Source organism: Pseudomonas sp. PDM17 (assembly GCF_014851985.1).
Taxonomy (GTDB): domain Bacteria; phylum Pseudomonadota; class Gammaproteobacteria; order Pseudomonadales; family Pseudomonadaceae; genus Pseudomonas.
Map to the genome: position 1 here is coordinate 271,583 of NZ_JACVAT010000007.1, position 21,066 is coordinate 292,648.

Sequence of the window (21,066 nt, forward strand, 5' to 3'; positions counted from 1 at the left end):
GGGTGAGGGGTTCTTGATCTCGTAGGAGCGGACTCCGTCCGCGATGGCTCGCCGCCGTACCGAAACAGCAGGATCAGACCAACCCGGCCAGCTTCAGCCAGTGCTGATAGAACCCTTCCGCCACGCGGTTCATCGCCGCGACCTTCTGCGGCAGGTCGGCCAGCATCGCCTCCGCGCACTCCTGGCTCGGCTGGCTGGGGTCCTGGTATTCCGGGAAGCCGTTGACCCAACCGCTCACCAGTTCCTCCGTCATCTCCGGGTGGCCCTGCAGGCCGAGGATGCGCTCGCCGAAGCTGAAGCCCTGGTTCTCGCACCAGGGGCTGGAGAGCAGGCGGGTGGCACCGTTGGGAATGTCGAAGGTATCGCCATGCCACTGGTAGATCGGGAATTCCTCGGGCAGGTGCGCCAGCCACGGGCTCTGCCCTTCCTGACGGCGCATCGGCTGCCAGCCCATCTCGGTGTAAGGCAGGCGGTGGATATCGGCGCCCAGCGCCTTGGCCAGCAACTGGCCGCCCAGGCAGTGGCCGATCATCGGCACGTCGCGCTCGATGAAGCGGCGGATCGCGGCCATCTCGTCGCGCAGCCATTGCAGGTCGTCGTTCACGCTCATGGGCCCACCCATGATGGCGACGGCTTTCGGCCGCTCCAGGTCGTAGCCATCCAGCTCGCCCAGATCGACACGGCGTACGTCGAACGGCAGTTGCAGACGGTCGAGCAGCGCACCCAGGTGGCCGGGCGGGCAGAAATCGACATGGGTCAGGATCAGGATATCGGTCATGGTCACCTCCGCGCGGCAGTCTGCCGCATCGGTGGCGGTGAGGAAACCCGGCGTGTCCGCAAGCGCGTCCTTGCACGGCTGCCGTCCTGGCGCCGTTCCCCGGACGAAGAAAGGCGCGCCGTCACAGCTGGCGACGGCGCGCATTTTCATTCTTACGGGTAAAGAGCACGGGTGAAAAACGCGGGTAGAAGATCGGCCGTCGAAAGACGGCTCAACGACGTGTTGCGATCAACGCAGGGAGGTGACCTCCTGGGTCACACCCCATCCATCGAGCGTGCCGCCCAGTGGCACCACGACTTCCTCAAGGTCGTGTTCGAAATCGCCGATGGCGGCATGGGTGGCGAACATCACCTTGCTGATCTGCAGGTTCCAGCCGCCGTCATCGCGCGCTTCGACCTGGGTTCTCAGCGACTCGCCGCGAAACTGCCGGGCAGCTTTGCGGGCGTTCTGTTCATCGGAAAAGATGGCGAAAAAATCGATGGGATGAATACGAGCGAAATCGAAGCCACCTTCCTTCATCCGGCGCAACACGTTGACGCTGATATCCTCCGAGAGGGGCTTTTCCATGGTACGCACCTCCTGTCGAGACGTTCAGAGTGTATTCCCCGCCAACGAACACGCCCTGCGCGGGCGTATTCCGGGCACTTCAGTGTGCCGCCGGGAAACGTCAAATGACGCAACGTCCCCCGAAATGGTGGCCAACTCCGCCGAACGCGCCGAGCGGCGCAGCGGAAATCTCCCGGCCACATTGCTCAGCGTAGCGTCTGGCGGCGCGCCCTGCCGCTACTTTGACACCAAGGCCCGTTCGGCGGCGACAGGCGGCAGCCGGATGGCGCCCTTCAGGTGGCTACCCACCCAGCGCCAGGCAGATGCCAGTCATGGCCACACCCAGCGCGGTGAAACCAACGGCGCCCTGCCACGGCCGGCCGCCAGCCCAGCGCGCCAGCAGCCAGCCCAGGCCGAACATCAGCAGCAAACCCGTGATCTGCGCCAGGCGCAGCGCCAGCAGGTCGTCACGGATAACCAGCAGCGGCAGGATGATCGGCAAGGTCGCAAGGAAGGTATGCCCGGCCAGGATCAGCCACGCGAGCCAATGCTCGCGTCCCAGGCTGGGCGCTTCCCCGGTACCGAGCAATGATTTCAGGAAGTTGCCGCGCAGGCGCTGGACGTCGCTGCTCTGCAGGTGATCCACCATCAGGTCCGGGAGGAATTCCCGCAGGCCTTCGCGGAAGCTCTTCTCATCCGTCGAACGGCGCAGGGCGCGCAGGCCGGCGTGGCGATGCTCACGGTCCACGCGCATGCCAACCAGGGTCATCAGGGCGTCGACCATGCCCCACGCCAGGTTGCAGCCCAGCGCCGCCAGCACCAGTTGCTGTCGTCCTGCGCCATCGGCGGCGGTGGGAATGACCGAGATGATGGTCAGCGCCATGATCACCCCGAAGGCGACCTCGCTGAGCCGGTCGAACGGATCAGTCAGGTCGCCCCAGGCCTTGCTCCAGGCGGCTTTCCAGGAAAGTCGCGATTGCTCCACGAATCAGGCTCCTTCACTGCGTTGCCGCCCCGGCCAGAAGGCGCCGGGGCGGATTTCCAGTACGCAGTCTACTGGGAGCGTCCGACAGTGACGTTGATCGCAGCCGTCCTCCGGGGAACTCTCGAAGCGGACCGTGAATGCCCGCGCGTTGCGCTCAGCGACTGAGCCAGGCCATCACCCAGCGGTTGATCGCCGGCGGCGAGAGCTGGCCGGACCAGTACATGGCGCGGAACATCGCACCGATGGGTCGGTGCACACCGCCGCTCTGGGCCTGCCGCCACGCGGCCTGGGCGATGTCCTCGGCCACCAGGGTGACCCCCAGTCGGCGCAGCACCGGCGGCTCGAAGGTCTGGCTGGCGACCATCGGTGTGCGCACGAAGGGCGGCATCAGGTCGGCGACGCGGATGCCCAGCTCCCGCCACTCCAGCTCCAGCGCCTCGGTCAGCCCGCGCACGGCGAACTTCGACGCCGAGTAGCTGGCCATCTGCGGCACGCCATAGAGCCCGGAAGCCGAGCCCATGTTCAGCACCTGCGCGCCCGGCGTGCGTTTGAGGTAAGGCAGCGCGGCATAGCAGCAATTGAGCACGCCCTGAACGTTGATGGCGATGATGCGGTTGTGCTCGGCGAGGCTGATGTCCTCGAAGCGCCCGAAGCGCAGGATGCCCGCGCAGTTGAATAGCAGGCGCAGGTGCCCATTGTGGGCTTCGGCGAACTCGCGCACCGCCGCCGATACCGCCTCGGCATCGGTGACATCCAGCGCCCTCTGCCAGGCGCCGTCCAGCTCGGCTGCCAGCGCCGCCAGTGGCTCGGGATTGAGGTCGATCAGGCCGACGCGCCAGCCGCGCTGGTGGAACAGCTTCGCGGTGGCGGCGCCGATCCCCGAGGCCGCTCCGCTGATCAGGATGGTGTTCATCGCTGCATTCCTTGCGTTGAGGTGGGTTGCGGGTGCCTGGCCTGCAAATGGCTGGCGAGAAAATTGGCGACGTCCCGCAAGGCGCGATCGGCCACGTCCAGCAGGCCGGCGTGGGCCTGGAACACGTGCCAGCAACCGGGAAAACGCTGCAGTTGCACGGTATTGCCATAGCGCCGCGCAGCATCGACGAAGCGCAGGCTGTCGTTGCGCAGCACCTCGTCCTCGCCGACCTGGATCAGTAGCGGCGGCAAACCGCCCAGATCAGCATGCAGCGGTGACAGCCGGGCGTCCGTGCGGGGCACGCCCGGCGGGCAGAACATGCCCATGGCGCTGTCCATCCAGGCACGGGTGATCAACGGGTCGCCCGCGGCTGGCGCATGCAGGTGTTCATTGGAGAGATCGGTGACCGGCGAGAAGGTCACCAGCGCACCGGGCATCGGCAAGCCCTGCGCCTTGGCTTCCAGCGCCAGCTGCAGGGTCAGGTGACCGCCGGCGGAATCCCCGGCCACCGCGATGGTGGGCGCGGGGATGCCCTTGTCCAGCAGAGCGCGGTAAGCCGCCACGGCATCTTCACGCTGAGCGGGGAAGCGATGCTCTGGCGCCAGGCGATAGTCGAGCACCCAGACCTCGGCCTTGCAGAACCGCGCCAGGTTGGCAGTGATCGCCCGGTGCGTGGCCGGTGAGCCGATCAGATAGGCGCCGCCATGCAAGTACAGGATCACCCTGCCCTCGCTCACTCCTTCGGACCGCCAGACCTCGGCAGGCACGCCACCCAGCGTCGTCTGCTCCCGGTGTACGCCACGCGGCGTCAGCGTGGCGGCCGTCAGCCCACGCAACAGGGCGCGCTGCGCCTTCACCGACAGTTGCGGGCCCATCAGCCCACGGAACAGCAGGTTGAGCGCACCGCGCAGGGTGGCCGTCAGCAGCTTCTGGCGGGTCGACAGCGGCAGTTGCGGTTCAACGGATGCAGTCATAGTCGGCGAACTCCGGCTGGCGGGTCTGTTGGCGATAGCGGAAGGTGAAGCCCGGCCAGTTCACGGTGTTGCGCCCGCTGGCGGTCTTGTACCAACTGCTGCAACCGCGCTCCCAGATAGTGTGCTGCAGGTCGTGCTGCAACTGGCGGTTGAAGCCCTGCTGCGCCTGCGGCTTGAGGTCCAGGTACTTCAGGCCCTCGCGCTGGATCCGCTGCAGGCAGCCGAGCACGTAGGGGAACTGGCTCTCCAGCATGTAGATGATGGAGTTGTGCCCCAGGTTGGTGTTCGGCCCGTAGAGGATGAAGAAGTTGGGGAAGCCGCTGACGCTGATGCCCTTGTACGCCTCGGCGCCGTCGCTCCAGGCCTGGTTCAGTTCGCGCCCGGCCAGGCCGGTGATGCGCATCGGCGCGAGGAACTCGGTGGCGGCAAAGCCGGTGCCGTAGATGATCGTATCCACCGGATGCCGCACACCGTCACGGGTGACGATGGCGTCCTCGGTGACTTCGCGGATGCCGGTATCCACCAGCTTCACGTTGCTGCGCGCCAGCGTCGGGTAGTAGTCGTTGCTGATCAGGATACGCTTGCAGCCCATGGGGTAATCGGGCTCCAGCCGCGCGCGCAGTTGCGGATCGCTGATGCTCTTGCGCATGTGCAGGTGGAAGCTGATCCGCATGATTTTCATCATCGGCGGGAATACGGTGAAGGCCAGCGCGCGGGCCTCATGCTGGATGTACTTCAGGCCCCGGTCCAGACGCTGCAGCCAGGGCAGGCGCGACTTGATGCGGCGCTCCCAGTCGGCATAGGGGCGGTCCGGCTTGGGAATCACGTAGGCGGCGCTGCGCTGGAACAGCAGCAGCTCGGCCACCTTCGGAGCGATCTGCGGGACGAACTGGATGGCGCTGGCGCCGGTGCCGACTACCGCGACGCGCTTGCCCTCCAGCGGCGCGCCGTGGTCCCACTGCGCGGAGTGGAACGCCTTGCCCTGGAAGCGTTCGATGCCCGGCAGCTTCGGGATCAGCGGGCGGCTCAGCTGGCCGAGGGCGCAGACCAGCGACTGGGCGCGCAGCTCCTCGCCGTCGGCGCAGGTCACCCGCCACTCGCCGGCCGCTTCGTCGAAGCTCGCCTCGCGCACTTCGCAGTTGAAACGGATGCGCTCGCGCAGGCGGTACTTGTCCGCGCAGTGCCGCGCGTAGTCGAGGATTTCCGCCTGGGGCGCGAACTTGCGCGACCAGTCGGCCTTGGGTTCGAAGGAGAAGGAGTACAGGTGCGAAGGCACATCGCAGGCAGCGCCCGGATAGACGTTCTCGCGCCAGCAGCCTCCGACGTCGGCGGCCTTCTCGAGGATCAGGAAGTCCTGGATGCCCGCTTGCTGCAGGCGGATCGCCAGGCCCAGGCCGGCAAAGCCGGCACCGATGATCAGCACGCGCGGGGCGGCCGATCGACGGGAAGGTGTTGTCATTGTTGTGCTCCCGGTTTCGAAGTCCGCACAGCGGCGGATGACAACATCCTAGTGCGACTTCCCACGGCGGGTTATGGCATAGTCGGACATAAAATTGTGACTTTCGGTCACCCCTGATTTTCGGTCATTTGAAAGCCGAGGTTTCGATGCCTGCCACCCCAGCCTGGTCGCCCCGGCGCAGCGCCATCAGCGTGCAGCTCATGACGCAGTTCGGCCTCGACCACGGCATGACCCTGGAACAGTGCCTGGATGGCACTGGCCTGGACATCAGCGTGCTCGCCGACCCCGGCGCCGAGGTGGAAGCCACGCAGGAACTGGAGCTGCTGCGCAACATCAACCGGCAGATCGGCCAGCGCCCCGGCATCGGCCTCAAGGCCGGCCTGCGTTATCACCTCAACACCTATGGCATCTGGGGCTTCGCCCTGCTCAGCAGCTCGACCTTCCTCAGCGCGGCGCACCTGGGCCTGCGCTACCTCGACCTGACCTACGCCTTCCACCGCATGACGCTGGAGGAGCACGACGGCGAGGCGCACCTGGTGCTGGACGACTCAGCGGTGCCGGAAGACCTGCGCGACTTCCTCATCGACCGCGACGGCGGCGGCGTGCTGCGTATCCAGCGCGATCTCACCAACCAGCCCCCGCCAATCCGCCAGGCGCTGTTCCGCCGCGAGGCGCCGGCCGACCTGCAACCGTACATCGATGAACTGGGCGTGACGCCGTTCTTTGGCCAGGCGGAGAACCGCATCGTCTTCGACAGCCGCATCCTCGAAATGCCGCTACCCGGCGCCAACCCAGAGGTGGCGCGCCGCTGCGAAGAACAGTGCCGCGCCCTGCTCGCCCGGCGCCAGGTGCGCACCGGGCTGTCCGGGCAGATCCGTGATCGGCTGCTGGGTACGCCGGGGCGGCTACCGGACATGGAGCAACTGGCAGATGAGTTGCACATGACGTCGCGCACGCTGCGCCGCCGGCTGGAAACCGAAGGCAGCAGCTATCGCACCTTGCTGGACGAGGTACGCCAGGCGCTGGCCGAGGAATTACTGGCCACCGGGGCGATTCGTCTGGAGGAGATTGCCGAGCGGCTCGGCTATGGCGAAGTGTCGAACTTCATTCACGCCTTCCGCCGCTGGAAAGGCGTGACTCCGGGGCGTTTCCGCCGCGGCTGAGCGCTCGGGAAGCCGGGGCTCAGAAGACCAGCTTGTAGCCGATCATCGCCAGCATCACGGCCAGGCACGGCCGCAGGATGCCGTCCGGAATGCGTCCGGCCAGGTGGCTGCCGACGTAGATGCCCGGCAGCGAGCCGATCAGCAGGTAACCCAGCAGGCCCCAGTCCATGTTGCCCATGCTGGCGTGGCCGAGGCCAGCGACCAGGGTGAGCGGTACGGCGTGGGCGATCTCGGTGCCCACCAGGCGGCGAGTGGCGAGGAACGGATAGAGGATGAACAGTGCCACGGTGCCCAATGCGCCGGCGCCGATGGAGGTCAGCGCGACCATCGCGCCGAGGATGGCGCCGGTGATCACGGTCAGGGTGTTCAGCTTCGAGCCACTGAAGTGGAAACTGTCGCCGGCATGGCGCTGGGCGAAGGCCAGCACCTGCTTCTTGAACAGCACCGCCAGCGCAGTGAGCAGCAGCACCACGCCCAGGGCGTTCTTGATCACGGCGTTCATGGCCGCGGTATCGGCGTGCAGGCTGTGCAGGAACAGCAGCGTCAGCGCCGCCGCCGGAACGCTGCCCAAAGCCAGCCAGCCGGTGATGCGCCAGTCGATGTTGTCGTTCTTGCGGTGAACCAGGACGCCGCCGGACTTGGTAATGGCGGCATAGAGCAGGTCGGTGCCCACTGCGGCAGCGGGGTTGATACCGAACCAGAGGAGAATCGGCGTCATCAGCGAACCGCCGCCGACACCGGTCATTCCAACGATAAAGCCAACGACAAGACCCGCGATTACGAAACCGATATTGCCAACATCCATCTACGCGTCCTGACTGGCGAAACTGATCACCTCGTGGTGTGGCGGCGAGGATAACCAGTTTTCTTATAATCCATTAGACCGATGTGGTCTTAATTTATAACTGGATTCTACAGTTTGACTCTGCGCGAAATCCTGACGCAGATCGCCTGCCGCGACGGTTTCCCGTGGGCACGGGAACGTCAATGAAATGAAAAAGGGGCCCGCAGGCCCCTTTTCACTCAACGCTCGATTACTTCGCGTCGGGCTTGCCGTCCACCACGCCAGCGGTGTTATCCAGCAGGCTCTTGGTCGCGGTCTGGATGAAGGACTCCAGGCGCACGCGCAGGCTCTCCTGGTCCGGCGCGCTGTCCACACGCTTCACGCCGAAGTCGCTGCCCAGCTTGTAGTCGTAGACGCGGATATCGCCTTCCTTCGGACGGATGAGGATGCGGTTACCGGAAATCACGGCGACCACCTGCTCGCTGCCCGACGGCTTGATGACGCCGATGCCCTTGTCGCCAGCCGGCAGGTTCAGCAGGTCACGGCCCCAGCACTGGTGACGCACTTCGCCGCCCAGGCGACCCATGATGGTCGGCACGATGTCGATCTGCGTGCCGACGGTATCGCGGGTCGCGCCGAACTTCTCCTGGATGCCCGGGGCGACCAGCAGCAGCGGCACGTTGAAGCGGAACAGGTCCATCTCGGTCAACTGCTCGGGACTGCCGAAACCATGGTCGCCGACGACCACGAACAAGGTGTCCTTGTAGTACGGCGATTTCTTCGCCTTCTCGAAGAACTGCCCCAGCGCCCAGTCGGAATAACGCATGGCGGTCAGGTGCTCGTCGAGGCTGCCGTTACCGGTCACGCGCTCCACCGGCAGGTCCTTGGGCAGTGCGTAAGGCACGTGGTTGGACAGGGTCTGCAGCAGGGCATAGAACGGCTTGCCGGTGGCTTCGAGCTTGTCCAGTTCCTCGTTGCCGCGAGCGAACATGTCCTGGTCGGACACGCCCCAGGTCGGGTCGGAGAACACCGGATTGACGAAGTCGTTGCGGCCGATGAACGAGGTCATGCCCTGGTTGGCGAAGAAGCCGGACTGGTTGTCCCAGGCGAAGTCGCCGTTGTAGACGTAGACGTCCTCGAACTTGCGCGCCGACAGCAACTGCGGCAGGCCGGAGAACTTGTGGCCGCCCTCGGGCGTCTGCATCAGGTACTCGAAGCCCGGCAGGTTGGGGAAGCACGCCATGGTGGCGAACATGCCCTGGTGGGTGTGGGTGCCGTTGGAGAAGTACTGGGTGAACAGCAGCCCTTCCTTGCTCAGCTTGTCGAAGTACGGCGTGATGTTGCCCTTGCCGCCCAGCGCACCGACGTAGTGGCCGGCGAAGCTTTCCATCAGAATCACCACGACGTTCTTGATCGGCAGGGTGCCGTCGGCCGGCGGGGTGTAGTCGCGGCGCACGGCGGCATCGTCGGCGTCGACCAGCTTGTCGTCCGGCATCACCAGCATCTGGCGCACCACGTCGCGTGCCTGGTCCACCGGCAGGGTGGCTTTCCAGATGTTGTCACGGTCTTCGGACAGGAAGCGGCTCTCGGCGGCCTTGATCAGGCTAAGGGTGCCGTTCAGGCCCAACTGGTTGGCGAACATCGAATCGGTGGTGAAGGCATCGCCCCAGCGCAGCGGCGGGCCCTGGCGCAGGGTGCCGCGAGCGGCCACCACGCACAGCACGATCACCACCAGCATCACGGCCACGCGGATGTACCAGGCGGCGGCGGACGGACCGGACGCATCCGGACGGGTGGCGCGGTCGATGCCGCGGAACAGCAGGTACAGGATCCAGGTAGCGAAGGCCCAGGCCAGCAGGTAGCGAACCACCGGGTAGCCGTACCAGATCATGCTCATGACCGTCTTCGGGTCTTCGGACATGTACTGGAACACCAGGCTGTTCAGGCGCTGGTGGAACTCGCGGTAGAAATCCATCTCCAGCACGCCGAGGAACAGCGTGATGCTCGCGGCGATGGTCAGCCAGGTCTTCCACAGCCAGCGCCAGCCCATGGCACGCACGCTGGCAATGGCGAACACCAGCGGGGCGACGATGTAGACCACTGCACGGATGTCGAAGCGCATGCCGGTGATGAAGGCCTCGACGAAAGTGGACGCCGGGGTGCTGCCGATCAGCTCGCGGTTGTAGACGAGCAGCGCCACGCGCAGCAGGGAGAACATCACCATCAGCGCAACGACGCTGAGCGCGGTGAACGCCAGGTGGCTGGACAGGGTCGGCCGCGTGAGGCTCGCACCGGTCTGGCGGTTGGTCAGGACTTCTGATTGGCCCATTTCTTGGTTCCGTTGTGAACGTTCAGGGTTCGAAGGAGCGTCGCCATGGCCGGACAGACGGGCTGCCCGCGCGAGCGCGAAAGGCTGCGGCATTACACCGCAAAAGCAGCGGCGTCGCATTCTATTGTGCGCGCCTTAAGCGGACATTAAGCCTGGCCATGCATTCGTTTCGGGATGATGCAAGCGTGAACCGGCGCAGGTGGGACCGCCTGACGGCGGGGATAGTGCCGGCCGGCATGTGAAGAAAATGTCCCGAAGGACGGGCAATCCGGGGCATTGCGCCCCTGCCCACCACGCGCGGGGCGTGGCGGGCAGCGCTGGATCAGTCGTTGGCCGGTTTGCCGATGGCCTGCAGCACGTACTGCGGCAGGGCGAATGCGCCCTGGTGGATGGCCGGGTTGTAGTAGCGGGTCTGAATGCCGCTTGCAGCGAAGCGCCGGGCCAGGGTGGCAACGTCGACCTTGCGCAGCGCCGGGTTGGTCGAGCCCCAGGCGAAGGTCATCGAGCCGCCGATGTAGGTCGGCACGGCCGCCTGGTAGAAGTGCCAGTCGGCGAACAGGCCATTCATGCGGCCAGCGGTGTTGCGCACGGCGTCCAGTTGCATGAACGGCGTGCCGTTCTGGGTCACCAGCACGCCTCCTTCGTTCAGGCAGCGGTGGCAGGCCTGGTAGAAATTCTCCGAGAACAGCACTTCGCCCGGACCGATCGGGTCGGTGGAGTCGGAGATGATGACGTCGAACTTCTCCGTGGTGGTGGCGACGAAGCGCATGCCATCGTCGATCACCAGGTTCAGGCGCGCATCGTCGAAGGCGCCCTGGGAATGATTGGGCAGGAACTCCTTGCACATGTCGACCACGGTACCGTCGATCTCGACCATGGTGATGTGCTCGACGCTGGCGTGCTTGGACACCTCACGCAGCATGCCGCCGTCGCCGCCGCCAATGATCAGCACGCGCTTGGCCGCGCCATGGGCGAGGATCGGCACATGGGTGAGCATCTCGTGGTAGATGAACTCGTCGGCCTCGGTGGTCTGGATCACACCGTCCAGCGCCATCACCCGGCCCATGCGGGCATTCTCGAAGATCACCAGGTGCTGGTGCTCGGTGCGCACCTCGTGGAGCATCCTGTCGACGCTGAAACGCTGGCCATAGCCGTCGTAGAGGGTTTCCTGGTAATCGTGCATGCAGTGGGCTCCCGTCGGGACAAGACACTAGGAGGGGACGGCCGGGCCGCCCCGAAAGAGGCGCGCATTCTACGTGCCGGAAGATGACAGGTCGAACCCTGCTGTCGGCGCCTTCCATATAAACAGCTTGAGCACGACAGTTTGAAAGTCAGGCGCGGGACGACAGTCCGTCGCGCAACAGGTAAGGTCGCTGCATGAAAAACAGAGCCGCCGATTCCAGCATCATCCGCCTGCCCTACCAGGCCCCCTGGGACTGGCAGCAGTTCCACGACCACTTCGCCCTGCGCAGCCTGACCGGCGTCGAATGCCTGTCGCCCCGGCGCTACGCCCGCAGCGTGCGGCTGGGCGCCGACAGCGGCTGGTTCAGCGTCACGCCACTGGATGACAGCGCCGAGCTGGAGCTGGAGCTCCACCTGCCGGCCTATCATCACGAGGCGCTGACGGAGCGGGTGCGCAAGATGTTCGACCTGGACAGCAGCCCCGCACACATCGCCGGGCACCTGGGCAACGACCCCGTCCTCGGCCCGCTCCTGCTGCAGGCCCCCGGTCTGCGCCTGCCCACTGCGTTCGACCCGTTCGAGCAGGCTGTGCGCGCCATCGTCGGCCAGCAGGTCACGGTAAAAGCGGCGGTGACCATCGTCGGGCGGCTGGTGCAGCGTCTGGGCGAGACGTTGCCCGGAGAAGCCGAAAGCCAGCCAACCCGCCTGTTCCCCACGCCCGAAGCCCTGGCCGGAGCCGACCTCGCCGGTATCGGCATGCCGGGCAAGCGGGTGGAAACCTTGCAGCGCTTCTCCGCCGCCTGCGCCAGCGGCGCGCTGGCGCTGCATGTGGACGACGGCGCCGAGGATCTGGTGACGCGCCTCTGCGCCCTCCCCGGCATCGGCCCCTGGACCGCCGAGTACGTCGCCCTGCGCGCCTTCGGTGATCCGGACGCCTTCCCTGCCGCCGACCTGGGTCTGCTCAAGTCGCCGGTCTGGGGCGCCGAAGGCATCACCGCCCGCGAACTGCAACGCCGCGCCGAAGCCTGGCGGCCGTGGCGCGCCTACGCCGCCGTCTATCTGTGGCACGCCTATTCCCAGGCCGGCCGCACCGGAGGATGACCATGCACTACCGCTACCACGACAGCCCCACCGGACGCCTGCTGCTGGCCGGCGACGAGGGCGGTCTGCGAATGCTCTACATGGACCTGGAGACGCGCCACTATCCCGAGCCTGACTGGCAACAGGGCAGCCCTTTGCTGGACGAGGTAGCGCGGCAGCTGGACGAGTATTTCGCCGGCAAGCGCCAGCGCTTCGATGTGCGTCTCAATACTGGCGGCACCGAGTTCCAGCGCCAGGTCTGGCAGGCGCTGCTGGAAATCCCCTACGGCTACACCACCGTCTATGCAGAACTCGCACGGCGCATCGGCCGGCCCAGGGCAATTCGGGCGGTGGGCGCAGCTAACGGCGCCAATCCCATCAGTATCATCGTCCCCTGCCACCGGGTGATCGGCAGCAACGGCAGCCTCACCGGCTACGCCGGCGGCCTGCCGCGCAAGGAACTGTTGCTACGCCTGGAAGGCGCGCTGGAGTCGGCTTAGCTGCAGTCGGCTCAGGAGAATCCTGCCTAGAAATCGAAGGCGGTCTGCGCTGCCTGCGGGTCCTCGAAACCTTCCAGCGCCAGCATGCGCATCTTCGAGGTACTTCCGCCCGGCGCGGAGAAGCCGCCGGTCTTGCCGCCACTGGCGAGCACACGGTGACAGGGAATGATCAGCGGGATCGGGTTGCTGCCCATCGCCTGCCCTACCGCACGGGACAAGCCGACATCGCCCAGTCGCCGGGCGATCTGGCCGTAGGTCGTGGTTTCACCGCGCCCCAGCTGGAGAATGTCGTCGTAGACCCGGCGGTGAAAATCGCTCACCGCGGAAAGGTCCAGTGGCAGATTGACGAAGGACACTGCCTCGCCCCGCGCATACCCCAGGATCAGCTGGCGCGCCTCGTCGATGAACGCCGGCCAGTGGGCAGTTTCGCTGCCGAGCTTGTCGAAGCGCTCGCGCACGCTGTGCACGGAGTCACCCGGCAGATAGGCGCGCGTGATCCCCTGCGGGCTCCAGGCGAGCCCGAACCAGCCGAGGTCTGTTTCGATCAGGCAGTAATGCATCGAACGAGTCTCTATCCCTGCGCCCTATCCCGCAACCCTTTCAGCCTTCAGCACGACGTCGCACCAGCGCCGCAACTCTGCGCCGATGGCGCCGGCCGGATCACCCTGACGCTCGAAGGCCCACCACAGCTGCGCGCCCTGCCATTGGCTGGCCATCAGCCGGCCGAGTATCGGCTGCCGCTGCGGATCATCGCTCAAGCGCCGGCCCAATGCCTTGGCCAACGTGGCGCCCCACTGCGCACCACGCTCTCGCAGCAGCGGATCGCGCATGTCTTCCCTCAGGATCAGCAGGCCTTCGGCGTAATCCGTCTCGCCCTCGCCCACCGGGAACATCGCCACGAGCATCTGCACCGCACCCTCAGGGCTCAACCCGGCGCTCTCGTCCAGGCGCGCGGTCTGCTCATCCAACTGGTCCCAGGCGCGCAGCAGCACGGCGCGAAGGAACTCGGCCTTGGTTGCGTGTCGCTGCACCAGCGTCGCGGCGGACAGCCCGACCTCGCGGCCCACGGCGGCGAAGGTCACCGCCTCCGGCCCTTCACGCACCATCAGCGCCATGGCGGCGTCGAGTATCGCTTCGTCACTCACCGTCTTGGTTCGAGCCATGCCACCCTCTTTTATAAATGAACATTCATTTATATATTAGCGCAAAGCTTACCCAGGGAGACCTCACATGGCCAGGATTCTAGGCTACATCGCCAGCAGCCTCGACGGCTTCATCGCCACCCCGGAACACGGGCTGGACTGGCTGTTCAAGCATGACCAACTGCAGCTGGGCGAACACGACTACAGCCTGTTCCTCCAGCGCATTCGCACGGTCGTCATGGGCCGTTCGACCTACGACTTCCTCGCCGCCGATCCCGGCCCCTGGCCCTACGGCGAACAACGCGTGCTGGTGGTGACTTCTCGCCCCATCGACGACCCGAAGGGCCCGCTGGAAATCCGCAGCGATGTCGACGCGCTGGTCGCGGAGCTGCGAGCGCTGGACGATGGCGACGTGTGGATGCTCGGCGGCGGCCAGTTGCAGATGGCCTTCCTCGAGCGCGGGGCGCTGGATGAGCTGGAGGTTTACGTAATGCCGGAGATCATCGGCGGCGGCTTCCCGCTGTTCCCCGCCACCGGCCTGCGGGTGTCACCGACGCTGCTGTCGGCCAAGGTCATCGAGCCAGGCTGCGTGCGGATGCATTATCGGTTTGGCTGAGGAGCACCCTGCAGGAGCGCCCATGGGGCGCCCCTGCAGGGAGCGGTACGGCAACTAGATTTTCACATTCCCCCGCGGCCCCGCTACAGCCCAGATAATCAGGCCCAGTACCGGCAGGATGACGATCACCAGGATCCAGATGATCTTCATCGACATCTCGGCGTTGCTTTTCACCACGTTGATGATCGCCCAGATATCCAGGGCAAAGATGATCAGACTGATCAGGCCACTCAGGGTCGAACCCATATAGAAGATCCCTCTATGCAATTGTCGGCCTGATCAGCATAGCCGCCCGCGCCGCAACGGCACGGGCATGGGCATGGGCCAACGGTGGACTCAGACCCGCGCCGGGTCGATCACCGCAAAACTGGCCACGGTGTCGTGGCCTTCCAGCACACCACCCTCGCGGGCCAGGCCGATGGTCTGCAGACCGGCCTGCTGCGCGGCGTCCAGCTCCTGGACCACGTCGGACAGGAAGAGGATTTCCTCGCCCGGCAGGCCGATGGCAGCGGCGATGCGCTGGTAGGAATCAGCCTCGCGCTTGGGCCCGCTGGTGGTGTCGAAGTAGCCGGAGAACAGCGGCGACAGGTCGCCGGCCTCGGAGCAGCCGAAGATCAGCTTCTGCGCCTGGATCGAGCCGGAGGAATAGACGTACAGCTGGTAACCCTCGGCGTGCCAGTGACGCAGCGCGTCGACGGCGTCCGGGTAGACGTGCCCCTTGAGCTGGCCGGCACGGTAGCCCTGCTCCCAGACCATGCCCTGCAACGCTTTGAGCGGCGTGGCCTTGCGGTCTTCGGCAATCCAGCCGAGGAGGATGTCGATGCAGCGTTCGGTGTCGGCGTTCGCCTCGCCGCTGTCGGCGCGCACGGCAGCCAGCTGCTCGGCTACGGCGGGCTCCGCGGCGTGCTCGCGCACGTAGTGCGGCAGGTGCGCGGCGGCATAGGGGAAGAGCACATCGAAGACGAAGCTGACGGCGCTGGTGGTGCCTTCGATGTCAGTGAGGATGGCTTTGATGGGCATGGGAACTCCAGCTGCCCGCCCCTGGCACAGGCGGGGGATATGGCGGTAGGAGCGAGCAAGCTCGCTCCTACGAAAAGCAAGGAAAGCCCGGCAACGCCGAGGCGAAAGAATCAGTCTTCCAGCAACGGAAACCGCTTGGCGATCTCGTCACCCGTGAACTTCGCGACCCAGCCCTCGGCGTTGTTGAACAGGCGGATGGCGACGAAGTGCGGACGCTCACCCATGTCGAACCAGTGGCGGGTGCCGGCGGGCACCGAGATCAAGTCGTTCTTCTCGCACTGCACGGCGTACACGTGATCCTCGATGTGCAGGGTGAACAGCCCGCGGCCGGCGACGAAGAAGCGCACTTCGTCCTCGCCGTGGCGGTGTTCGTCGAGGAACTTGGCGCGCAACTCGTCCTTCTGCGGGTGGTCGGCAGTCAGGCTGACCACGTCGACAGTGACATAGCCCTCCTCTTCCTGCAGGCGACGAATCTCGTGCTGGTAGGCGGCGATCACTTCTTCCTGGCTGGCGCCGGGGACGATGGGTGCGTTGGCCGCCCAGCGCTGGAAGCGCACGCCCAGCTCGCCCAGGGTGGAGGCGATGTCCTCGGTGTGGGTCAGCAGCTTCAGTGGCTGCTCGGGGTTGGACTCGTGGTAGACGGTCAGGCTGCTCATGGTCGTTATCCTTCTGGGCTATTTCCGCAAAAGCGGGCCGGATTCGCTCAGCGCGTGCCGCCGCGAAGGCTCAGTACTTTCAGTTCGCATTCGAAGAGGAATTCGAAGGCTTCGATCTGGCGCAGGGCATCGGCCATGCGTGGACCCCAAGTGTACAGGCCGTGGCCGCGGATCAGGTAACCGGGGCAATCCGGATGCGCTTCCAGCCAGGGCTGCACCTGGGCGGCCAGGCGGGCGATGTCCTGGTCGTTATCGAAGATCGGCACAGTCACGCGACCTTCGTGGGTGGTGACGCCGCTGAAGGCCTTCTGCAACTCGTAGTCCTCCAGCTCCAGGCAGTCGCCGGCGGTCAGGCGCGACAGCACGGTGGCGTTGACCGAATGGGTGTGCAGCACCGCGCCGATCTCCGCGCGCCAGGCGTAGAGCTGGGTGTGCAGCAGGGTTTCCGCCGAAGGCTTCTTGCCCGGCTCCAGGCTGTTGCCGGAAAGATCCGTTTCCAGCACGTCGTCCTCGCCAAGCTGGCCCTTGTGCTTGCCCGAAACGGTGAGCAGCGCGCGGTCGGCCGCCAGGCGCGCCGAGTAGTTGCTGCTGGTGGCCGGCGACCAGCCACGGCCATAGAGGAAGCGGCCGGCGTCGATGATCTGCCGGGTCAGCTGTTCACGGGTGTCGTTCATGCGGGTCCTCGTTCAGACGGGTCCAGATGATGAAGGCGGCGGCCAGCGCGGCGATGCTGGCGATGGAAAAGGTCCAGGCCGGGCCAAGGCTACCCCAGCTGTAGCCGGAGTAAAGCGCGCCCAGCGCGCCACCGGTCCCCGCCAGCGCGGCGTATAGCGCCTGGCCCTGGCCCTGCTGGCGCGCCTGAAAGCTGCGCTGGACGAAGTGGATAGCGGCAGCGTGGAAGCTGCCGAAGGTCGCCGCGTGCAGCAACTGGGCGAACAGCAACACCACCAGGTGCCCGGCCAGCGTACCCAGCAGCAGCCAGCGCAAGGCCGCCAGCAGGAAGCTCGCCACCAGCACCTGGCGCAGGGAGAAGCGTTTGAGCAGGCGCGGCATGACCAGGAACAGCAGCACCTCGGCCACCACGCCCAGCGCCCAGAGCTGGCCGATCAGCCCACGGGCGTAGCCGAGCGCCTCCAGGTGCAGGGTCAGAAAGGTGTAGTACGGGCCGTGGGACAGCTGCATCAGGCACACGCAGAGGTAAAACGCGAGCACGCCGGGCTTGAGCAGTTGCTGGAGGAAACCGCCAGCGCTGGCCGCATCCTGTCGTGCCGGCGGTTGGGCGTTGGGCACCCACCAGCTGGCGCCGACGATACCGAGCATGATCGCCAGTAACGCTAGCGGATAGGCATCCAGGCTGGCGAACTCGAACAGCCAGCCGAGGCCGACCACGGTGCAGATAAAGCCGATGGAACCCCACAGGCGGATGCGACTGTAGCTCTCGGTGCGCCCACTCAGGTGCGCCAGGGTGATCACTTCGAATTGCGGCAACACCGCGTGCCAGAAGAACGCGTGCCCGGCCATGATCAGCGCCAGCCAGGCATAGCTTTGGCCGAGAAAGATGCCGGCGAAGCACAGTGCCGTGCACACCGCACCAAAGCGCACGATGGCCAGCCGCTGGCCGCTGCGGTCGCCCAGCCAACCCCACAGGTTCGGCGCCACGCAGCGCATCAGCATGGGGATGGCGACCAGCTCGCCGATGCGCGCGCTGGAGAAGCCCAGGTGATGGAAATACAGCGCGAGGAACGGCGCCGTCCCGCCCAGCAGGCAGAAGTAGAAGAAGTAGAAACTGGACAGCCGCCAGTAAGGGACCTGCGTCATCGGCGGCGCGACGAACCTTCCGCGAATCGGGTGATTCGCGGAAGGTTCTGGTCGGTCACAGCTGACCGAGGACCGGGGTGCCGGCCTTCACGTCGGCATTCTGCGCGCGATGGCGCAGCAGGTGGTCGAGCAGAACGATGGCCATCATCGCCTCGGCGATGGGGGTCGCGCGGATGCCCACACACGGGTCGTGGCGGCCCTTGGTGATCACGTCCACCGGGTTGCCGTTCACGTCGATGGAACGGCCGGGGGTGGTGATGCTGGAGGTCGGCTTGAGCGCCAGGTGGGCGATGATCGGCTGGCCGGAAGAAATACCGCCGAGGATGCCGCCGGCATTGTTCGACAGGAAGCCTTCCGGCGTCAGTTCGTCGCGGTGCTCGGTGCCGCGTTGGGCGACGCTGGTGAAGCCGGCGCCGATTTCCACACCCTTCACCGCGTTGATGCTCATCAGCGCGTGGGCCAGTTCGGCGTCCAGGCGGTCGAAGATCGGCTCGCCCAGGCCTGGCGGTACGCCTTCGGCGACCACGGTGATCTTCGCGCCGACCGAGTCCTGGTCACGGCGCAGCTGATCCATATAGGCCTCCAGCTCCGGCACCTTGTCCGGGTCGGGGCTGAAGAAGGCGTTCTCTTCGACGCTGTCCCAGGTCTTGAAGGGGATTTCGATCGGGCCGAGCTGGCTCATGTAGCCGCGCACGCTGATGCCCATGCCTGCCAGCACCTTCTTGGCGATGGCGCCGGCGGCCACACGCATGGCGGTCTCGCGCGCCGAGGAGCGGCCACCACCACGGTAGTCACGCACACCGTACTTGTGGTGGTAGGTGTAATCGGCGTGGGCCGGGCGGAACAGGTCCTTGATCGCCGAGTAGTCCTTGGACTTCTGGTCGGTGTTGCGGATCAGCAGGCCGATCGGGGTGCCGGTGGTCTTGCCCTCGAACACGCCGGAGAGGATTTCCACCTCGTCGGCTTCCTGGCGCTGGGTGGTGTGGCGGCTGGTGCCGGGCTTGCGGCGGTCCAGGTCGCGCTGCAGGTCTTCCAGGGAAATCTCCAGGCCGGGCGGGCAGCCGTCGACGATGGCGACCAGCGCCGGGCCGTGGCTTTCGCCAGCGGTGGTGACGGTGAACAGCTTGCCGTAGGTGTTGCCGGACATGCGAGGCTCCGCGAAAAGACTGGGATTCGAAAAGGCCGAGCAGTATACCTGCGTCACTCCGCCCTGCGAACCTTCGCGGACCTTGAGGATCAAAGCGCCATCAACCCCATCGTGAAGTCATCGATGCGCCGTCTCGCCCTGTTCTGCTTCCTGCTCATTTCTTCCTTCGCCCAGGCAGCCCCCACCAGCATCCTGCAACGCCCCTATGACCTGGACACAGGTCACGGCGTGCTGCGCGGCACGATGCTGCTGCCACAAACTGAAACTCCACCGCCGGTGGCCCTGCTGATCGCCGGCTCCGGTCCCACCGACCGCGACGGCAACAATCCCGAGGGCGGGCAGAACGCCTACCTGCGCAAGCTGGCCGAGGCACTGGCGGAGAACGGCATCGCCAGCGTGCGCTATGACAAGCGCGGCGTGGCCCGCAGCCTGCCCGCAGCGCCGCGCGAGGAAGAGCTCAGCGTCGAGGCCTACGTCAGCGACGTGGTGGCCTGGAGCGACAAGCTGGCCCACGACCCGCGCTTCGGCCGGCAGGTGCTCATCGGCCACAGCGAAGGCGCGCTGATCGCCAGCCTCGCCGCGCCGCAATCCCATGCCGAAGCGCTGGTTTCCCTGGCCGGCAGCGCCCGCCCGATCGGCGATGTGCTGCGCGAACAGTTGCAGGGCCGCCTGCCCCCGCCCCTGCTGACGCAAGCCAACCAGATGATCGACAACCTGCAGGCCGGACAGCTTCAGCCCAACGTGCCGGAGCCACTGAAGGTGCTGTTCCGCCCCAGCGTGCAGCCCTATCTGATCTCTCTGTTCCGCCAGGACCCGGCCCGCGCCTTCGCCACGCTCAAGCTGCCCACCCTGATCCTGCAGGGCACCAACGATATCCAGGTCGGCGTCGAGGATGCCCAGGCGCTCAAGCGCGCCAAGCCCGACAGCGACTTCCACCTGATCTCGGGGATGAACCACATCCTGCGCATCGTTCCGACCAGCGGTCCGCAGCAGCTCGCCTCCTACAACAACCCCAACCTGCCGCTGGCTCGTGAGCTGGTGCAGCACATCACGACTTTCATCCGGCAGGCGCAGAACCTGCCTGGTGGCACGCTGGCGGAATCTGGAGCGAACGTCTCAAGAAATCCGCCGGTGCGTCGATAAACCACGGGAGAGCCCTGGTCACGCCCACCAGGCCCCGAGGTAGATCCCCATGACTGAAGCCGAACAGACCGCCGTCGCCGCCGACGAGGCCGCCGCCCGCCCGCACCCGTGGGCCGAGCTGGCGCCGGAACACTATCGCCTGCTGCGCCTGGCGCCGCTGCCCACCGACCGTAGCACCGGTGCGCGCCCGCTGCGTTTCGTCCAGCTCGGTCGGGTGGAACGCCACAACGCCGAGCAGAGCCTGCTGCGCCTGACCGTCCAGGTGCCCGGCCAGGTGCTGCGCAAGGAAGTGAACCTGCTGGAGGTCTGGGCGGACCATCGCAACAAGGAGGTGCGTTTTGGCGCCGATTCAGGCTTCGCCACCGAACCGCTGAACCGCGGCCTCGGACGCTTTCTGCTGGCCCAGGGGGTGGCCTGGGCGAAAAAGAAGTGGTCGCACTACCGCGTCGAGGGTGGCGCGCTGGCGATGAAGGACGCGCCCAACGAAGAGGCCCGGCAGCGCCGCGACCACTTCCTGCGCGCCCAGGGCTTCGACGTGATCTACGAAGACTCGCGGTTGCTGAAGGCGCGCTACAGCGTCGGCCGGGTCAGCGAGCTGTATGACGACTGGCACAAGGAGAAGGTGCAGATACTGCCGCTGCTGGAAGCCGGTTCCATGCTGGAACAGGCCGACCAGAACCTCGCCACCCAGTCCAACGAAATCCGCCGGCTGGAGCAGCGCATCGAGACCTTCCGCCGCGACGACACCAGCCTGCGCTTCACCATTGCCTGCCTGACGGTGTTCGCCGTGTTCCAGGCCGGTCTGCTGATCTGGATCGCCACGCACTGAGG

23 protein-coding genes are annotated in these 21,066 nt (G+C 66.1%); 6 read left to right on the plus strand and 17 right to left on the minus strand.

The genetic code is table 11. The features are described from left to right. Positions 1 to 73: 73 nt before the first annotated feature. The 6 genes from IB256_RS24750 to IB256_RS24775 all read right to left on the minus strand — a co-directional run bounded on the left by IB256_RS24750 (position 74) and on the right by IB256_RS24775 (position 5,655). Positions 74 to 778, minus strand: a complete 705-nt coding sequence (locus IB256_RS24750) for a type 1 glutamine amidotransferase (protein ID WP_192295387.1) — start codon at positions 776 to 778, stop codon at positions 74 to 76. Between the two features lie 228 nt (positions 779 to 1,006). Next, positions 1,007 to 1,345: a ribonuclease E inhibitor RraB gene (locus tag IB256_RS24755; protein ID WP_045208619.1), complete on the minus strand. Its 339-nt coding sequence runs from the start codon at positions 1,343 to 1,345 to the stop codon at positions 1,007 to 1,009. A 280-nt stretch (positions 1,346 to 1,625) separates the two neighbouring features. Beyond that, entirely contained in the window at positions 1,626 to 2,309 is a 684-nt protein-coding gene (locus IB256_RS24760) for a hypothetical protein (protein WP_192404462.1), read from the minus strand. A 154-nt stretch (positions 2,310 to 2,463) separates the two neighbouring features. Then, the gene (locus IB256_RS24765) at positions 2,464 to 3,222 is read right to left on the minus strand and encodes an SDR family oxidoreductase (RefSeq protein WP_192222934.1); all 759 of its coding nucleotides are present in this window, start codon (positions 3,220 to 3,222) and stop codon (positions 2,464 to 2,466) included. Next, positions 3,219 to 4,196 (minus strand): alpha/beta hydrolase, encoded by a 978-nt coding sequence (locus IB256_RS24770; protein WP_192295385.1) that lies wholly within the window; start codon positions 4,194 to 4,196, stop codon positions 3,219 to 3,221. The genes IB256_RS24765 and IB256_RS24770 overlap by 4 nt, the downstream gene beginning before the upstream one ends. Then, positions 4,180 to 5,655: a flavin-containing monooxygenase gene (locus IB256_RS24775; RefSeq protein WP_192404465.1), complete on the minus strand. Its 1,476-nt coding sequence runs from the start codon at positions 5,653 to 5,655 to the stop codon at positions 4,180 to 4,182. Before IB256_RS24775 ends, IB256_RS24770 begins: the two co-directional genes overlap by 17 nt. Positions 5,656 to 5,801: 146 nt before the next feature. Here IB256_RS24775 and IB256_RS24780 point away from each other — a divergent pair, with 146 nt between their 5' ends. Next, entirely contained in the window at positions 5,802 to 6,818 is a 1,017-nt protein-coding gene (locus IB256_RS24780) for an AraC family transcriptional regulator (protein WP_192295383.1), read from the plus strand. A 19-nt stretch (positions 6,819 to 6,837) separates the two neighbouring features. Here the strand turns inward: IB256_RS24780 and IB256_RS24785 are convergent, their stop codons facing one another. From IB256_RS24785 to speE, 3 genes are all read right to left on the minus strand, one after another. Continuing rightward, positions 6,838 to 7,623, minus strand: a complete 786-nt coding sequence (locus IB256_RS24785; RefSeq protein WP_192295382.1) for a sulfite exporter TauE/SafE family protein — start codon at positions 7,621 to 7,623, stop codon at positions 6,838 to 6,840. A 229-nt stretch (positions 7,624 to 7,852) separates the two neighbouring features. After that, positions 7,853 to 9,931 (minus strand): LTA synthase family protein, encoded by a 2,079-nt coding sequence (locus tag IB256_RS24790; RefSeq protein ID WP_192404467.1) that lies wholly within the window; start codon positions 9,929 to 9,931, stop codon positions 7,853 to 7,855. A gap of 322 nt (positions 9,932 to 10,253) precedes the next feature. After that, positions 10,254 to 11,114, minus strand: coding sequence for a polyamine aminopropyltransferase (speE, locus tag IB256_RS24795; protein WP_192404469.1), 861 nt, complete (start codon positions 11,112 to 11,114; stop codon positions 10,254 to 10,256). Positions 11,115 to 11,308: 194 nt separating this feature from the next. Here speE and IB256_RS24800 point away from each other — a divergent pair, with 194 nt between their 5' ends. After that, positions 11,309 to 12,214: a DNA-3-methyladenine glycosylase family protein gene (locus tag IB256_RS24800; RefSeq protein WP_192404471.1), complete on the plus strand. Its 906-nt coding sequence runs from the start codon at positions 11,309 to 11,311 to the stop codon at positions 12,212 to 12,214. 2 nt (positions 12,215 to 12,216) lie between these two features. Beyond that, the gene (locus tag IB256_RS24805; protein ID WP_081520622.1) at positions 12,217 to 12,693 is read left to right on the plus strand and encodes a methylated-DNA--[protein]-cysteine S-methyltransferase; all 477 of its coding nucleotides are present in this window, start codon (positions 12,217 to 12,219) and stop codon (positions 12,691 to 12,693) included. A 26-nt stretch (positions 12,694 to 12,719) separates the two neighbouring features. On the opposite strand, the gene IB256_RS24810 is transcribed toward IB256_RS24805, so the two are convergent. Both IB256_RS24810 and IB256_RS24815 read right to left on the minus strand, forming a co-directional pair. Then, the gene (locus IB256_RS24810; protein WP_192295378.1) at positions 12,720 to 13,253 is read right to left on the minus strand and encodes a methylated-DNA--[protein]-cysteine S-methyltransferase; all 534 of its coding nucleotides are present in this window, start codon (positions 13,251 to 13,253) and stop codon (positions 12,720 to 12,722) included. Between the two features lie 24 nt (positions 13,254 to 13,277). Then, on the minus strand, positions 13,278 to 13,856 hold the full coding sequence (locus IB256_RS24815) for a helix-turn-helix domain-containing protein (protein ID WP_192295377.1): 579 nt from the start codon (positions 13,854 to 13,856) through the stop codon (positions 13,278 to 13,280). A 67-nt stretch (positions 13,857 to 13,923) separates the two neighbouring features. Between IB256_RS24815 and IB256_RS24820 the strand changes: the two genes are divergently transcribed. Then, the gene (locus IB256_RS24820) at positions 13,924 to 14,451 is read left to right on the plus strand and encodes a dihydrofolate reductase family protein (protein WP_192295376.1); all 528 of its coding nucleotides are present in this window, start codon (positions 13,924 to 13,926) and stop codon (positions 14,449 to 14,451) included. Positions 14,452 to 14,505: 54 nt separating this feature from the next. Here the strand turns inward: IB256_RS24820 and IB256_RS24825 are convergent, their stop codons facing one another. The 6 genes from IB256_RS24825 to aroC all read right to left on the minus strand — a co-directional run bounded on the left by IB256_RS24825 (position 14,506) and on the right by aroC (position 19,092). Then, entirely contained in the window at positions 14,506 to 14,697 is a 192-nt protein-coding gene (locus tag IB256_RS24825) for a PLDc N-terminal domain-containing protein (RefSeq protein ID WP_045208647.1), read from the minus strand. Between the two features lie 90 nt (positions 14,698 to 14,787). Then, entirely contained in the window at positions 14,788 to 15,471 is a 684-nt protein-coding gene (gene mtnC, locus IB256_RS24830; RefSeq protein ID WP_192295375.1) for an acireductone synthase, read from the minus strand. Positions 15,472 to 15,581: 110 nt separating this feature from the next. Then, positions 15,582 to 16,127, minus strand: a complete 546-nt coding sequence (locus IB256_RS24835; RefSeq protein WP_192295374.1) for a 1,2-dihydroxy-3-keto-5-methylthiopentene dioxygenase — start codon at positions 16,125 to 16,127, stop codon at positions 15,582 to 15,584. Positions 16,128 to 16,174: 47 nt separating this feature from the next. Next, a complete protein-coding gene (locus IB256_RS24840) occupies positions 16,175 to 16,801 on the minus strand; it encodes a methylthioribulose 1-phosphate dehydratase (protein ID WP_192295373.1) in 627 nt (208 codons plus the stop codon). Then, positions 16,785 to 17,945: an MFS transporter gene (locus tag IB256_RS24845; RefSeq protein WP_192404473.1), complete on the minus strand. Its 1,161-nt coding sequence runs from the start codon at positions 17,943 to 17,945 to the stop codon at positions 16,785 to 16,787. Before IB256_RS24845 ends, IB256_RS24840 begins: the two co-directional genes overlap by 17 nt. Positions 17,946 to 18,000: 55 nt before the next feature. Next, positions 18,001 to 19,092 carry a chorismate synthase gene (gene aroC / locus IB256_RS24850; RefSeq protein ID WP_192404475.1) on the minus strand — a complete coding sequence of 364 codons (1,092 nt, stop codon included), beginning with the start codon at positions 19,090 to 19,092 and terminating at the stop codon, positions 18,001 to 18,003. A 123-nt stretch (positions 19,093 to 19,215) separates the two neighbouring features. Here aroC and IB256_RS24855 point away from each other — a divergent pair, with 123 nt between their 5' ends. Both IB256_RS24855 and IB256_RS24860 read left to right on the plus strand, forming a co-directional pair. Continuing rightward, entirely contained in the window at positions 19,216 to 20,235 is a 1,020-nt protein-coding gene (locus IB256_RS24855; RefSeq protein ID WP_192295370.1) for an alpha/beta hydrolase, read from the plus strand. A gap of 49 nt (positions 20,236 to 20,284) precedes the next feature. Next, complete coding sequence (locus IB256_RS24860) at positions 20,285 to 21,064, plus strand: hypothetical protein (RefSeq protein ID WP_192295369.1); 780 nt, start codon at positions 20,285 to 20,287, stop codon at positions 21,062 to 21,064. Positions 21,065 to 21,066: the final 2 nt, after the last annotated feature.